This is a genomic window from Rhodovulum steppense, from assembly GCF_004339675.1.
Taxonomy (GTDB): Bacteria; Pseudomonadota; Alphaproteobacteria; order Rhodobacterales; family Rhodobacteraceae; genus Rhodovulum; species Rhodovulum steppense.
Map to the genome: position 1 here is coordinate 38,488 of NZ_SLVM01000017.1, position 13,600 is coordinate 52,087.

Genomic DNA, 13,600 nt, shown 5'->3' on the forward strand with positions numbered 1-13,600 from the left:
TTGTGGAGATCAGGCCCTGAAAAGGCCCCTGTCCTCCGATCCCAGAATTCCGGTCGGGGGGGTGGTCCCCGATCCTTGTCTCGGGCGTATATAAGGAGGGGTCCAGACCCCTGCAAGCGCGGCCCATGACAGAAATGTGAGTGTGGTGAACGATGTCCGAAACGCCCGAGGGCGCCCGCCCGACCCCCGGTCTGGTGGTGCGCGGGGTCCAGATCTTTCCCGGCTGGCTGGACGCCGAGGCCCAGCGCGCGATGGTCGCGGAGCTGCGCGCCGTGGTCGCCGCCGCGCCGCTCTTCCAGCCCGAAACCCGCTGGGGCCGCAAGATGAGCGTGCGCATGACCTCGGCCGGGCGCTTCGGCTGGGTCTCGGACCGGCGCGGCTATCGCTATGCGCCCTGCCATCCCTCTGGGCTGCCCTGGCCGCCGATCCCGGCCTCGGTGCTGGCGGTCTGGGACGCGGTGACCGGCCTCGACCGCCGCCCCGATTGCTGCCTCGTGAACTTCTACGGCGAGGGCACGAAAATGGGCATGCACCAGGACCGCGACGAGGCCGATTTCCGCTGGCCGGTCCTGTCGATCTCGCTGGGCGACGCGGCGCGGTTCCGCATCGGCCACCTGACCCGCGGCGGCGATACCGAAAGCCTGTGGCTCAATTCGGGCGACGTTCTGGTGATGGGCGGCGCGGCGCGGCTGGTCCATCACGGCATCGACCGGCTGCGCCCCGGCTCCTCCGGCCTGCTGGCCGGGGGCGGGCGGATCAACCTCACGCTGCGGGTGGTGGACTGACGCCCGTCAGACCCGCTCCAGCGCCAGCGCTATTCCCTGCCCGCCGCCGATGCACATCGTCACCAGCGCCCGCCGCCCGCCGGTGCGGGCAAGTTCGTGGATCGCCTTGACCGTGATGATCGCGCCCGTCGCCCCCACCGGATGACCCAGCGCGATCGCGCCGCCATTGGGGTTCACCCGCTCGGGGTCCAGCCCCAGCGCCCGGTTGACTGCAATCGCCTGCGCGGCAAAGGCCTCGTTGCTTTCGACCACGTCGAAATCGCCCACACCCAGCCCCGTCCTGGCCAGCAACTCCTCGACCGCGGGCACCGGCCCGATCCCCATCACCCGCGGCGCCACGCCCGCATGGGCATAGCCGATCAGCCGCGCCATCGGCTCCAGCCCCGCCGCCTCTGCCGCGTCCTCGCGCGCCAGAACCAGCGCCGCGGCGCCGTCATTGATCCCGCTCGCATTGCCCGCCGTCACCGTGCCATCCTTCTGGAAGGCGGGCCGCAGCGCCGCCAGCGCCTCCGGCGTCGTCGCCTTGGGATGCTCGTCCACCGCAAAGGCCCGCGTCTCGCGCCGCACCGCCACCTCGACCGGCACGATCTCGGCGGCAAAGCGGCCCTCGGCAATCGCCCGCGCCGCGCGGCCCTGGCTCTCCAGCGCAAAGGCGTCCTGATCGGCGCGGCTGATGCCATGCTCGGCGGCCACGTTCTCGGCGGTCACACCCATATGGCCGGTCCCGAACGGACAGGTCAGCGCGCCCAGCATCATGTCGGCCGCGCCGGTATCGCCCATCTTCTGGCCCCAGCGCGCCGCGGGCAGGACATGCGGCGCCCGGCTCATGCTTTCGGCCCCGCCCGCCAGCCCGAACCCGGCATCCCCCAGCATCAGCGCCTGCGCGACCGAGACGACGGCCTGCGCCCCCGACCCGCACAGCCGGTTGACGTTCATCGCGGGCACGGTCTCGGGAATCCCCGCCTCCATCGCGGCGATGCGCGACAGGTACAGGTCGCGCGGTTCGGTGTTCAGGATATGGCCAAAGGCGACATGGCCGATGCGCGCGCCCTCGACCCCCGCCCGTTCCAGCGCCGCGCGCGCGGCGATGGCGCCCAGCGTCGCGGGCGGCAGGCCCGCAAGACTGCCGCCGAATGTGCCGATGGCGGTGCGCGCGCCGCTCAGGATGACGATGCCGGTCATGTGTTCCTCCTCCTCCGCCGGACCCGCCCCTTGATAGCGCGGCCCGCCCCCGTCCATAGCATGACGTCGCGTCGATCCCCCGCCGAAAAAACCGGTTGCAGTGGCCCGCCGGGTGGCAGAGGTTAACGCCCGGGTGGCGGCCAGCGAAGCAGACCGTCAAGGGAGAGTGCCATGACCCATGTCCCCGCAGGTGCCCGCGGCACGGGCGTCCGTGACCTGCCCGCGCGCCGGGGCGGCACCGCCGCGCGCGCCGTCCCGCCGGGGGCCGCGTGATGGCCCATGCCTATGCGCCCTTTCCCTATGTCGTCCCGCCCGGGCTGAACGCGCCCGAACCGCGCCACAAGGTCGTCATCATCGGCGCGGGGCCGGTCGGTCTGGTGCTGGCGCTGGATCTGGCCCGTCGCGGGACGCCATCGGTGCTGCTCGAGGCCGGCGACGCGGTCGCGACCGGCTCGCGCGCCATGGGCTGGTCCCGGCGCAGCCTCGAGATCTTCGACCGTCTGGGCATCGCCGACAAGGTGCTGGAAAAGGGCGTGCCATGGAGCGTCGGCCGCGTCTGCCACGGCGATGACGAGATCTTCAGCTTCGATCTGGCCGAAGGCCCCGGCGACCGGATGCCGCCCTTCCTCAACCTCCAGCAATATCATGTCGAGCATTTCCTGAGCGACCGCGCGCTGGCCGACCCGCTGATCGACCTGCGATTCCGCAACCGCGTCACCGGGATCGACCCGGACGCGGACGGGGTGCAGGTCACGATCCGCACGCCGGATGGCGGCTACATGCTCGCGGCGGATTATGCGATCGCCTGCGACGGGGCGCGCTCGACTGTCCGGGCGATGCTCGATCTCGATTTCGAGGGCGAGCTGTTCGAGGAACGCTTCCTCATCGCCGATGTCGAGATGGAGGGCGACCTGCCCTCCGAACGCTGGTTCTGGTTCGAGCCGGGCTTCCATGACGGCCAGTCCGCACTGCTGCACCGGCAGGCCGACAACATCTACCGCATCGACCTGCAACTCGGCCCCCATGCCGACCCGAAGGAAGAGAGCAGGCCCGAAAAGGTGATCCCCCGCATCGAACAGGTGATCGGCCCCGATTTCGAGCTCGACTGGGTCAGCGTCTACAGCTTCCAGTGCCGCCGCCTGGGCGAATTCGTCCATGGCCGGGTGATCTTCGCCGGCGACAGCGCCCATCTGATCCCGCCCTTCGGCGCGCGCGGGGCCAATGGCGGGTTGCAGGATGCCGACAATCTGGGCTGGAAGCTGGCCGCCGTGCTGGACGGCCGCGCGCCCCCCAGCCTGATCGACAGCTACAACCGCGAACGGGTGCAGGCCGCGGACGAGAACATTCGCCAATCCAGCCGCGCCACCCGCTTCATGGGTCCGGCCAACGGCGTCGAACGGCTGTTCCGTGACCAGATCCTGGCCCTCGCGCGCAAGGCGCCCTTTGCCCGCGACTGGGTCAATTCCGGCCGCCTCTCGACGCCCTGCATCTATGCCACCACCGGCCCCGACGACCCGCGCCTGCCCGCGATCTCGCGTCCCGGAGCGGTCGCCCCCGACGCGCCGCAGGGCGCGGGCTGGCTGCTGGCGGCGCTGGGCCGCGACGCGATGCTGCTGGCGATCAATTGCGACGCCCCCGCCGTTGCGGACCTGCCCGTTCTGCCGGTCGAGGTGAACCCGGCGGTGGTCGCGCGCTATCTGGGCCGGGCCGGGCGCGCGCTCTATCTGGTGCGGCCCGACCAGGTCATCGCCGCCCGCTGGGTCGAGGCCGACGCGCGCCAGATCGCAAAGGCCCTCGCCGCGCTGTGGGAGGGACGCGCGTGAGCCTGATCGACACCCCCAATATCGACGATCCCGACGATTTCCTGGCCGAGCTTCTGGCCGCCCATCGCGGCCTGACCGAGGCGCAAAGCCACGCGCTGAACGCCCAGCTCCTGCTGATCCTCGCCAATCATGTCGGCGATCCGGCCGTGCTGCGCGCCGCGCTGGCGCTTGCCCGCCAACGCTGAGCCCTAGCGCCGGTTGCCCATCCGGTCATTTGTCTCCTGCACGATGCTGAACATCCGTGCCGACAATTGCACGCCGGTCCGCATCTCGCCCAGGATCACCGTGGTCGCCTGGCCCGTGTCGTCGGTGATGACCCATTGGCGCAGTTCCACCGGGTTGCCGGTAAAGACCAGCGCGATGGTGCCGTATTCGGGATGCTCGGGATCCTGCGCGATCACCCGTGTCATGGTCGCATCGCCGTCATGGCCCACCACCATCCGCGCCCGCGACAGATCCACGTTGCGCTCCAGGATGATGTTCAGCGGCGTGCGGCGCAGCGGATATTGCTCGGGCGGCTGGTTCGACTTGGTGTCGAAGATCGCGACCTGCCCGCCGCCCGCGATCACCAGCCCGCCATTGGGCGGATCGTATTCGAACCGCGCCCGGCCGGGCCGCTGAAGCAGCATCCGCCCGGTCGAGATCGACCCGTCGGCATTGACCTGCGTGAACTCGGCCCGCGCGGTCGAGAAACTGTTGAGATAGCCCGAGATCGCCGACAGCGGCAGCTTGTCGGCAAGTCCGGGCGCGGCGGTGGCCGCCCAGAGGGCAAGGCCAAGGGCAAGGCGTCTTATCATGGCGGCAATCTAGTCGCTCGCACGCGCCTTTGCATCAGCCAAAGCGTAACGAATTGGCGAGGGGCAGGCCCCCCGCCCGCGCCGCCGGTCAGCCCTGTTCAGGCACCAGGATCTCGCGCTTGCCGACATGGTTGGCCGGGCTGACCACGCCTTCTTCCTCCATCTGCTCGACCAGGCGGGCGGCCTTGTTGTAGCCGATGGCCAGCTTGCGCTGGATGTAGGAGGTCGAGCATTTGCGATCCTTCAGCACGATCGCCACCGCCTGATCGTACAGCGCGTCGTCGCCATCGCCATTGCCGCCCAGGCCCAGCACCAGGTCGATCTCGCCCTCGCGGTCCTCGTCCGGTCCCTCGACCACGTTGCCGACATAATCGGGCGGCCCGAAGCCCTTCAGATAGGTGACGATCTCCTCGACTTCCTCATCCGATACGAACGGCCCGTGCACGCGGGAAATCCGACCCCCGCCCGCCATGTAAAGCATGTCGCCCATGCCCAGAAGCTGTTCCGCCCCCTGTTCGCCCAGGATCGTGCGGCTGTCGATCTTGCCGGTCACCTGGAACGAGATTCGGGTCGGGAAGTTCGCCTTGATCGTGCCGGTGATGACATCGACCGAGGGCCGCTGGGTGGCCATGATGAGGTGGATCCCCGAGGCCCGCGCCATCTGCGCCAGGCGCTGGATGCAGGCCTCGATCTCCTTGCCCGCCACCATCATCAGGTCGGCCATCTCGTCGACGATCACCACGATATAAGGCAGCGTCTCGGGCTGGAACTCGTCGGTCTCGAACACCGGCTCGCCGGTCTCGTCGTCGAACCCGGTCTGGACCGTGCGCTTGAACATCTCGCCCCGGTCCAGCGCATCGCGCACCCGCCCGTTATAGCCCTCGATGTTGCGCACGCCCATCTTGGACATCTTGCGATAGCGTTCCTCCATCTCGCCCACGACCCATTTCAGCGCGACGACGGCCTTCTTGGGGTCGGTGACGACCGGGGACAGCAGATGCGGGATGCCGTCATAGACCGACAGTTCCAGCATCTTGGGGTCGATCATGATCAGCCGGCATTCCTCGGGCGTCAGCTTGTAGAGCAGCGACAGGATCATCGTGTTGATCGCCACCGACTTGCCCGACCCGGTGGTGCCCGCGATCAGCAGGTGGGGCATCTTGGCCAGGTTCGCCACCACCGCCTCGCCGCCGATATCCTTGCCCAGCGCCAGCGGTAGCCGCATCGCGCTGTCGCCGAAGGCGCGCGAGGACAGGATCTCGCGCAGCACCACCTTCTCGCGATTGACATTGGGCAGTTCGATCCCGATCACGCTGCGCCCCGGCACGGTCGAGACCCGCGCCGACAGCGCCGACATGCTGCGCGCGATGTCGTCCGACAGCCCGATCACCCGGCTGGCCTTCAGCCCCGGCGCGGGCTCCAGCTCGTACATGGTGACCACGGGGCCGGGCCGGACCGACACGATCTCGCCCTTGACGCCGTAATCGTCCAGCACGTTTTCCAGCATCCGCGCGTTTTCCTCCAGCGCCTCGTCCGACAGGACATGGCGCTGGATCGAATCGGGGCTGGCCAGCAGCGACAGCGGCGGATGTTCATAGCCGCTGTCGGGCTCGCTGAAGGGCAGCGCCGGTTGCGCCTCTTCCATCGCCCGGCGCGAGGGGGGCACCGGCTTGCTGACGGGATGCTGCACGACCCGGCGGGGTTCCTCGTCGAACTCGGGCAGGGGCAAGTCGGCGGCCCGCGCGCTCAGCGGCGGCTCGACCGGCAGCGCGTCCGGCGTGCCCGCCCGATCGCGCCGCACGGGCGGCTCCGCGCGAAAGGCCGGGCGGCCCGACTGGCGGGCGCGGTTGCGGATCACGTCGGCGATGCGTTCCCTGATCCGGTCCTCGGAAATCGGTCCGATCCCGTCCACGCTGACGGGCAGGTCGCGCTCGACCAGTTCCATCTCGGGCTCCGCCATCCGCCGCCCCAGCACCGGCACCCGCGCCATCAGCCCGCCGATGACACCGCTCCGGGCCGGTTCGCCCGCGGGCGCCCGGCTCGCCACCAGCGGCTCGGCCCGCTGGGCGCGCACGGGTTCGGCCCCGGCGCGGCGTGTCTGCACGTTCTCGCCCAGCCGCAGCCCGGCACTCAGCGCGCCGCGCGCCGATTTCCCGGCCAACCGGCGCAGCCCTTCATAGCTCAGGATCAGGCCGAACAGCAGGAACCGGCCAAAATTGCGCAATTCGTCCCGGTCCACGCCCAGCACGAAAAGCCCCATGCCGATGGCCGCCATCCAGACCAGTGCTGCGACCACGCGCAGCCCCGCCACAGTATCCACCGGCGCCACGCCCAGGATCGCGCCCAGCACCGTATCGCCAAACAGCCCGCCCATGCCGAAGGCGTGGGTCCAGCTTGCGGGCGGCACATGGGTCGAGGCATAGACCGCCGCCAGCGCCACCGCGACCGGGGCAAAGATCAGCCGCGACAGCGCGCGGTCCTCGCCCCAATGGCCCGCCAGCCGCAGCCCCCAGACCGCCGGGATCGCCACCAGCCCCCAGGAACCCCATCCGACGATGATATGCAGCGGCGCCGCGATCGAGGCGCCGAACCGGCCCAGCATGTTTTCGGCCGGGGCATCGGTCGCCGACAGCCAGCTTGGATCGTCAGGGACGTAAGAGCCCAGGATCGCCACCATCACCAGCGCCGCCCCGATCAGCGTGAAGCCCAGCAATTCCTTGCCGCGCCGCTCGATGGCGGCCTGGACGTTGGAATCGAGAAGCGGTTCGCGCCGTTTCATCTGATACGAAGCCATACCCTAACCGTCCTTACCCGTAGAGGCAGTCACGCAGCCGCATCAGCCCGTGCCGCATTTCTTGTTCTGGGGCGACCATCGCGACCCGGACATAGCCTGCACCCGGATTTTCGCCGTTCACCGCGCGCGACAGATACGCGCCGGGCAGCACCCGCACCCCCGTCCCGCGCCACAGCTTCAGCGCCGCCGCCTCGCCATCGGCGACCGGCAGCCACAGGAAGAACCCGCCTTGGGGCGGGCGATAGCCCGGCACCGTCCCGAGGATCTCGTCGGCGATGGCATATTTGCGCCGGTATTGCGCAAGGCTTTCGGCCACATGCGCCTCGTCCGCCCAGGCCCGTTCCGCCACCCGTTGCAGGGGCAGGGGCAGGGGTGCACCGGCATAGGACCGCAGCCGCTTGACATGGCCCAGGCTCTCCGCCCCGCCCGCGCAGAATCCCGACCGCAGCCCCGGCAGGTTCGAGCGTTTCGACAGCGAATGAAACACCAGCACCCGTTCGGGATCGGCGCCGATCTCGCGCGCCACCTCCAGCGCGCCGGGGGGCGGGCTGTCGCGGTAGATCTCGGAATAGCATTCATCGGCGAAGATGCGGAAATCGTGCTTTTCGGCCAGCCGGATCAGATCCGCCCAATAGTCCCGATCCGCCACCGCGCCCTGCGGATTCGCGGGCGAGCACAGATAGGCAATCGCCACCCGGTCCAGCAATTCGCCCGGCAGCGCGGCATAATCGGGCAGGAACCCGGTTTCGGCCGTGGCGGGCACATAGACCGGCTCCGCCCCGACGGCCAGCGCGGCCACCGCATAGACCTGGTAGAACGGGTTCGGCGTCAGGATCGCGGGCCGCTGGCCGCGTTTCTGCTCGGGGCAGAGCGCCAGCGCCGCGTTGAACAGCCCCTCGCGCGTGCCGTTCAGCGTGCTGATCTGCGTCGCCGGATCGACGCGCACCCCATAGCGCCGCGCCAGCCAGTCCGAGATCGCGCCCAGCAATTCCGGCGTGCCCTCGTTCGGGGGGTATTTGCCGAACTCCGCGGCATGGGTGGCGATCACCTCCGTCACCCAGTCGGGAAAGGCATGCTGCGGCTCGCCGATGGTCATGTGCAGGGGCGCGCCGCCGGGGGCGTGGTCGTCCAGCAGACGCCGCAACCTCGGAAACGCGTATTCTGGCAGGTTCGAAAACCGCTCGGGAAAGGTCATGGACCCCTGTCTGCCTGTGCTGCCTCGGATCGGGGCGTCTGACGCACCCCGTTTCGCATCAGGATAACGGCTGGATTGCCCCCGGTCCAGAAAAGCCCCCCGCCCCTGCGGCTTGCGGGGCGATGTTGTGGCATTTAGGCCAGCGCCGCCTCGGCCGCCGCCCCCAGCCGCAACAGCCGTTCCTCCGACATCGGCGGCCCCATCAGCGAGATCCCGGTCGAGGGGATGCCGGTCGGCAGAGTCAGAACCGCCAGCCCCATCAGGTTGCCGATCCGGGTGTTGCGCAGCGTCATCAGGTTTTCGGCCACGAAGAAGTCCGGATCGGCCATCAGCGCCGCCACCTTCGGCGGCAGGATCGGGCAGGTCGGCACCAGCACCGCGTCGAATCCGGCGGTCGCGGCGGCATAGGCCGCGCGCAGCCGGTCCAGCTTTTGCCAGGCGGCGACATATTCGGCGCCCGAATACTCCCGCCCGCCGCGGAACCGGTTCAGGATCGCGGGATACATCCGCTCGGGCGCCGCCTCGATGCTCGCCCCCCAGGTGCCGTAGGCTTCGGTCGCGAACAGCACCCCGGACAGCGCCAGCGCCTCGGCGATCCCGGGCACCGCGCCCCGGCTGATCGTGGCCCCTGCCTGCGCCAGCCGGTCCACCGCCTGCTCGAACCCCGCAAGGGGGCCGTCGCGGATATCGTCGAAGGCCACGGTCTCCAGCACCATCAGCCGCGCGCCCGCCAGCGTCGCGCCGCGCAGATCCGCGGGCCTGCCCCCCTCCAGCGCCGCCAGCAAAAGTGCTGCATCCTCGACATTGCGCGTCAGCGGCCCCACCGTGTCGAATCGCGGGCAAAGCGGCACGACACCCGCCAGCGACAGCCGCCCCGCCCCGGTCTTCAGCCCGACCAGATCGTTCCAGACCGCCGGCACCCGGACCGAGCCGCCGGTATCCGACCCGATCCCCGCCGCCGCCAGCCCGAACGCGACCGAGGCCGCCGCCCCCGAGGACGACCCCCCCGGCGCGGCCTCGGCGTCATGCACATTGGGCGGCGTCGCGGTCACCGGGTTCAGCCCCAGCCCCGAAAAGGCCAGTTCCGTCATATGCGTCTTGCCCAGACAGACCAGCCCCGCGGCGCTCGCATTGGCCAGCACCCCGGCATCGCGGCCGGGCACGCGGCCCGCCAGCAGGGCCGATCCCGCCTCGGTCGCCACGCCCGCCGTATCGAACAGGTCCTTCCACGAGATCGGCACCCCGTCCAGCGGCCCCAGCCGATGCCCGGTCCGCGCCCGGTCCCGCGCCGCCTGCGCCTCGGCCCGCGCGCGGTCTTCGGTCAGGCGAGCATAGATCCGCCCCGCCTCGGGATGCGCCGCGATGGCCTCCAGACAGGCGTCGGTCAGGTCCACCGGGTCGATCCGGCCCGCACCGATCCCGCGCCCCAGATCCCCCGCGCTCATCCCCCGCCAGTCGCCCGTCATCGCCCGCCTCCCTGACCCGATGGCGAAAGGCTAGCGGGCGCCGTGCTTATGGACAATCCCGCGCGCGCCGCCATATTGCGGGACATGGAACGCAACTCCGACATCCTGATCGTGGGCGGCGGGCTGAACGGCCCTGCGCTGGCCCTTGCACTGGCCCAGGGCGGGCTGACCGTCACCGTGATCGACGCCCTGCCCGAGGCCGCCCGCGCCGAGGACCGTTTCGACGGGCGTGCCTATGCGCTGGCGCTGGCCTCGACCCGGCTGCTGCGCGCCATCGGGATCTGGGACAAGCTGCACAACCGCAGCCAGCCGATCCTTGAAATCGTCGCCTCCGACGGGCGCGCGGGCGAGGGGCCGGCGCCCTTCTTCCTCGATTTCCACCATGGCGAGATCGAGGAAGGCCCGATGGGCTACATGCTCGAAGACCGCTACCTGCGCCGCGCCTTCCTCGACGCGATGGCCGCCGATCCGCGGATCACGACGATCTCCGGCGAGACCGTGATCGCCCAGGCCCCCGACGCGACCGGCGTCACCGTGACGCTGGCCTCGGGCCGCACGCTGCGCGGGCTTGTCCTGGTCGGCTGCGACGGGCGGCGGTCGGGCACCGCGGAACGGGCGGGGATCCGGCGCACCGGCTGGGATTACGGCCAGACCGCGCTGGTCTGCGCCATTGCGCATGAGCACCCCCATAACGGCGCCGCGCATCAGTTCTTCATGCCCTCCGGCCCCCTGGCGATCCTGCCTTTGCCCGGCAATCGCTGTTCCATCGTCTGGAGCGAGACCCATGCCAATGCCGCCGCGATCCAGGCGCTGGACGATGCGGGCTATCTGGCGGCGCTGCGCCCGCGCTTCGGCGATTTCCTGGGCGAGATCGCGCTGGAGGGCGACCGCTTCGCCTATCCGCTGAACCTGACGCTGGCCAATGCCTTCGTCGCGCCGCGCATCGCGCTCTTGGGCGATGCCGCGCATGGTGTGCATCCGATCGCGGGGCAGGGGCTGAACCTCGGCCTGCGCGATGTGGGCGCGCTGGCGCAGGTGCTGGTCGAGGCGAAACGGCGCGGCGAGGAGATCGGCGCCATCGACGTGCTGGAGCGCTATCAGACCTGGCGGCGCTTCGACACGACCCTGATGGCGGTCGGAACCGATGCGGTGAACAAGCTGTTTTCCAACGACAACCCGATCCTGCGGCTGGGCCGCGATCTTGGCATGGGCGCGGTCAACGCGCTGCCCGCCCTGCGCCGCCGCTTCATCCGCGAGGCCGCCGGGCTGACCGGCGACCTGCCGCGATTGATGACCGGCCGCCCGCTCTAGGCGGCTTCGGGAAAGGGAAATCCGGCATTGCCCGAGGGGGACTGTTCCGGGTCCCGGGCGCGGCCCGGGCTTACACCCGGGCCAGACCTGTTCACCGCGCGCTTGCGCTCAGGTGCAGAAGACCCGGTGCGGGTGCAATTCGCCCGCCTTGTAGATCCCGACCGCGACCGCCTGACCGTCATAGGACGCCCAGGCCTCGTCGCCATATTCCGCCTCGGATGTCAGCACGATCCCCGGATTGCCGTTGCGCAGCCGCGCCGCCCCATCGGCGGTGGTGCGCAATTCGGGCAACTCGGCCAGGCCATCCTCCAGCGGGCGCAGATGCTCGTCCAGCGCGGGGGTCTTCGCCAGCGCCTCGATCTGCTCCATGCTGATCCCGTCCTCGGCCTCGAACGGCCCCGACCAGACCCGCCGCAACTCGGTCACATGGCCCTGGCAGCCCAGGATCTGCCCCAGATCGCGCGCGACCGAGCGCACATAGCCGCCCTTGCCGCAGATCATTTCCAGCACGGCATGATCGGCATCGGGCCGCTCGACCATGTCCAGGCTTTCGACATAAAGCGGCCGGGGCGCGATCTCGACCTCCTCGCCAGCCCGGGCCAGCGCATAGGCCCGCTCGCCGTCGATCTTCACGGCCGAGAATTGCGGCGGCACCTGTGCGATATCGCCGACGAATCCGGTCAGCGCCTTGCGGATCTCGTCATCCGTGGGCCGCTCGTCCGAGGTCGCGATCACCTCGCCCTCGGCATCGTCGGTATTGGTCGCGATCCCGAACCGCACGGTGAAGCGATAGGCCTTCAGCGCATCGGTGATATAGGGCACCGTCTTGGTCGCCTCGCCCAGCGCCACCGCCAGAACGCCGGTCGCGGCAGGGTCCAGCGTGCCCGCATGGCCCGCCTTCCTGGCCCCGAACGCCCAGCGCACCTTGTTCACCACCGCGTTCGATGTGATCCCGGCGGGCTTGTCCACCACCAGCCAGCCCGAAATGTCGCGTCCCTTGCGGCTGCGTCCCACGCCCGTCGCTCCCGAAATGTTGCAAGACCCGCCTGCTAGCGAAGCCCGCGCGCGGCGTCAACGCGGTGCATCAGCGGGGGGCATCAGCGGGGCGCATCCACCACCGCGCCGATGATCGGCCCCATCGGCAGCCCGATATCCGCCCGCCCCAGATCCGGCGCGTAAAGCCGCGAGATCTTGCCATCCAGATACAGCGCCTCCGGCGTGCCCAGCACGTCGCGAAACAGCCGCCCGAATTCATGGAACGTCACCGGCCGGTCGGAAATCGCAAAGACCGCACCCCCCTCCCGCGTGACGCCGACCCCGTTGCGCACGAAGCGCGAGTCGCTGTCGACCAGGAAGCGCGGATGCAGCTTGCCCCCGATCACCAGCATCGGCCCCGATTGCGTGGCAAAGCGGCAATCGGGCGGATCGGCCAGATAGGCGCGCGTCTCGATCACCTGCGCAACGCCATCGCCCAGGCAAAGGACACCGTTCGGCAGCAGCCCGAAATTCCCCGGCCCCGCGCTGGCCACCGCGGGCGCAAGTTCCTCGCCCGCCTCGATGTAAAGCCCCACGGGCGTCCGGTCGGGGTGATACATCCCCCCGTTCATCGCGAATCCCAGCGTCCTGCCCTCGGCCGCCAGCATCCGCTCGACCCGCACGAAACTGCCCAGCACCGCGCCATCCGGCCCCAGCCGGAACAGCCGCAACTCGGTCTCGGCCGGATCGACGGCGCAGACGACATAGCCGCGGCCTTCATGGGTGATGCGCTCGCAGAAGGCCTGCGCCACGCCCGGCAGCATCAGCGCCACAAGGATCGCGGTCGCCCTAAGCCTCATCGGGATCGGGGGTGGCGGTATCGCGGCGCACATCCTCCTGCGCCAGCAGCCGCCGCGTCTCGTCCATCCGATCAAAGGTCTCGTCCAGCGCGAACCGGATCTCGGGGGCGAATTTCAGTTCCAGCTTGCGCGACACCATGCGCCGCAACTCGCCCCGGTTGCGCCGCAGCGCCGCCAGCGCCGCCTCGGCCCCGCGCCCGCCCAGGGGCAGCACGAAGGCGGTGGCGACCTTCAGATCGGGCGAGGTGCGCACCTCGCCCACCGTGATCGACATGGCGTTCAGTTCTGGATCATGCACGTCGCCGCGCGCCAGAACCTCGGACAGCGTGCGGCGGATCAGTTCGCCGACGCGAAGCTGCCGTTGCGAAGGGGCGGAGGAACGTGCCATGCGCCCGATCTAGGCGATGCGGGG

The 13,600-nt window shown here is 70.0% G+C and carries 12 protein-coding genes; 4 read left to right on the forward strand and 8 right to left on the reverse strand.

Features of this window, described 5'->3' with window-relative positions; translation table 11 throughout:
- The first annotated feature begins 152 nt into the window (after positions 1-152).
- Complete coding sequence (locus EV216_RS12175) at positions 153-785, forward strand: alpha-ketoglutarate-dependent dioxygenase AlkB family protein (RefSeq protein WP_132695803.1); 633 nt, start codon at positions 153-155, stop codon at positions 783-785.
- 6 nt (positions 786-791) lie between these two features.
- Here EV216_RS12175 and bktB read toward each other — a convergent pair whose 3' ends face one another.
- Positions 792-1,967, reverse strand: a complete 1,176-nt coding sequence (bktB, locus tag EV216_RS12180) for a beta-ketothiolase BktB (RefSeq protein ID WP_132695804.1) — start codon at positions 1,965-1,967, stop codon at positions 792-794.
- Between the two features lie 272 nt (positions 1,968-2,239).
- Here bktB and EV216_RS12185 point away from each other — a divergent pair, with 272 nt between their 5' ends.
- Positions 2,240-3,790, forward strand: a complete 1,551-nt coding sequence (locus tag EV216_RS12185; RefSeq protein ID WP_132695805.1) for an FAD-dependent oxidoreductase — start codon at positions 2,240-2,242, stop codon at positions 3,788-3,790.
- Positions 3,787-3,975, forward strand: coding sequence for a DUF2783 domain-containing protein (locus EV216_RS12190; protein ID WP_132695806.1), 189 nt, complete (start codon positions 3,787-3,789; stop codon positions 3,973-3,975). The genes EV216_RS12185 and EV216_RS12190 overlap by 4 nt, the downstream gene beginning before the upstream one ends.
- A gap of 3 nt (positions 3,976-3,978) precedes the next feature.
- On the opposite strand, the gene EV216_RS12195 is transcribed toward EV216_RS12190, so the two are convergent.
- From EV216_RS12195 to EV216_RS12210, 4 genes are all read right to left on the reverse strand, one after another.
- A complete protein-coding gene (locus EV216_RS12195) occupies positions 3,979-4,587 on the reverse strand; it encodes a LolA family protein (protein WP_132695807.1) in 609 nt (202 codons plus the stop codon).
- Between the two features lie 88 nt (positions 4,588-4,675).
- Complete coding sequence (locus EV216_RS12200) at positions 4,676-7,381, reverse strand: DNA translocase FtsK (protein WP_132695808.1); 2,706 nt, start codon at positions 7,379-7,381, stop codon at positions 4,676-4,678.
- A gap of 13 nt (positions 7,382-7,394) precedes the next feature.
- Complete coding sequence (locus EV216_RS12205) at positions 7,395-8,576, reverse strand: aminotransferase class I/II-fold pyridoxal phosphate-dependent enzyme (RefSeq protein ID WP_132695809.1); 1,182 nt, start codon at positions 8,574-8,576, stop codon at positions 7,395-7,397.
- Positions 8,577-8,710: 134 nt separating this feature from the next.
- Positions 8,711-10,042, reverse strand: coding sequence for an amidase (locus tag EV216_RS12210; protein ID WP_132695810.1), 1,332 nt, complete (start codon positions 10,040-10,042; stop codon positions 8,711-8,713).
- A gap of 84 nt (positions 10,043-10,126) precedes the next feature.
- Between EV216_RS12210 and EV216_RS12215 the strand changes: the two genes are divergently transcribed.
- Positions 10,127-11,353, forward strand: a complete 1,227-nt coding sequence (locus EV216_RS12215; RefSeq protein WP_132695811.1) for an FAD-dependent monooxygenase — start codon at positions 10,127-10,129, stop codon at positions 11,351-11,353.
- A 108-nt stretch (positions 11,354-11,461) separates the two neighbouring features.
- Here the strand turns inward: EV216_RS12215 and truB are convergent, their stop codons facing one another.
- The 3 genes from truB to rbfA all read right to left on the reverse strand — a co-directional run bounded on the left by truB (position 11,462) and on the right by rbfA (position 13,576).
- Entirely contained in the window at positions 11,462-12,367 is a 906-nt protein-coding gene (gene truB, locus EV216_RS12220) for a tRNA pseudouridine(55) synthase TruB (RefSeq protein WP_132695812.1), read from the reverse strand.
- An 83-nt stretch (positions 12,368-12,450) separates the two neighbouring features.
- Positions 12,451-13,188: a phosphodiester glycosidase family protein gene (locus EV216_RS12225; protein ID WP_132695813.1), complete on the reverse strand. Its 738-nt coding sequence runs from the start codon at positions 13,186-13,188 to the stop codon at positions 12,451-12,453.
- Positions 13,178-13,576, reverse strand: a complete 399-nt coding sequence (gene rbfA, locus EV216_RS12230) for a 30S ribosome-binding factor RbfA (RefSeq protein ID WP_132695814.1) — start codon at positions 13,574-13,576, stop codon at positions 13,178-13,180. Before rbfA ends, EV216_RS12225 begins: the two co-directional genes overlap by 11 nt.
- Between the last annotated feature and the right edge of the window lie 24 nt (positions 13,577-13,600).

Bases quoted from the DNA above. Each gene is read 5' to 3' on its own strand.
- EV216_RS12175 (WP_132695803.1), top strand. From the start codon at position 153: ATGTCCGAAACGCCCGAGGGCGCCCGCCCGACCCCCGGTCTGGTGGTG.
- bktB (WP_132695804.1), bottom strand. From the start codon at position 1,967: ATGACCGGCATCGTCATCCTGAGCGGCGCGCGCACCGCCATCGGCACA.
- EV216_RS12185 (WP_132695805.1), top strand. From the start codon at position 2,240: ATGGCCCATGCCTATGCGCCCTTTCCCTATGTCGTCCCGCCCGGGCTG.
- EV216_RS12195 (WP_132695807.1), bottom strand. From the start codon at position 4,587: ATGATAAGACGCCTTGCCCTTGGCCTTGCCCTCTGGGCGGCCACCGCC.
- EV216_RS12200 (WP_132695808.1), bottom strand. From the start codon at position 7,381: ATGGCTTCGTATCAGATGAAACGGCGCGAACCGCTTCTCGATTCCAAC.
- EV216_RS12205 (WP_132695809.1), bottom strand. From the start codon at position 8,576: ATGACCTTTCCCGAGCGGTTTTCGAACCTGCCAGAATACGCGTTTCCG.
- EV216_RS12210 (WP_132695810.1), bottom strand. From the start codon at position 10,042: ATGACGGGCGACTGGCGGGGGATGAGCGCGGGGGATCTGGGGCGCGGG.
- EV216_RS12215 (WP_132695811.1), top strand. From the start codon at position 10,127: ATGGAACGCAACTCCGACATCCTGATCGTGGGCGGCGGGCTGAACGGC.
- EV216_RS12225 (WP_132695813.1), bottom strand. From the start codon at position 13,188: ATGAGGCTTAGGGCGACCGCGATCCTTGTGGCGCTGATGCTGCCGGGC.
- rbfA (WP_132695814.1), bottom strand. From the start codon at position 13,576: ATGGCACGTTCCTCCGCCCCTTCGCAACGGCAGCTTCGCGTCGGCGAA.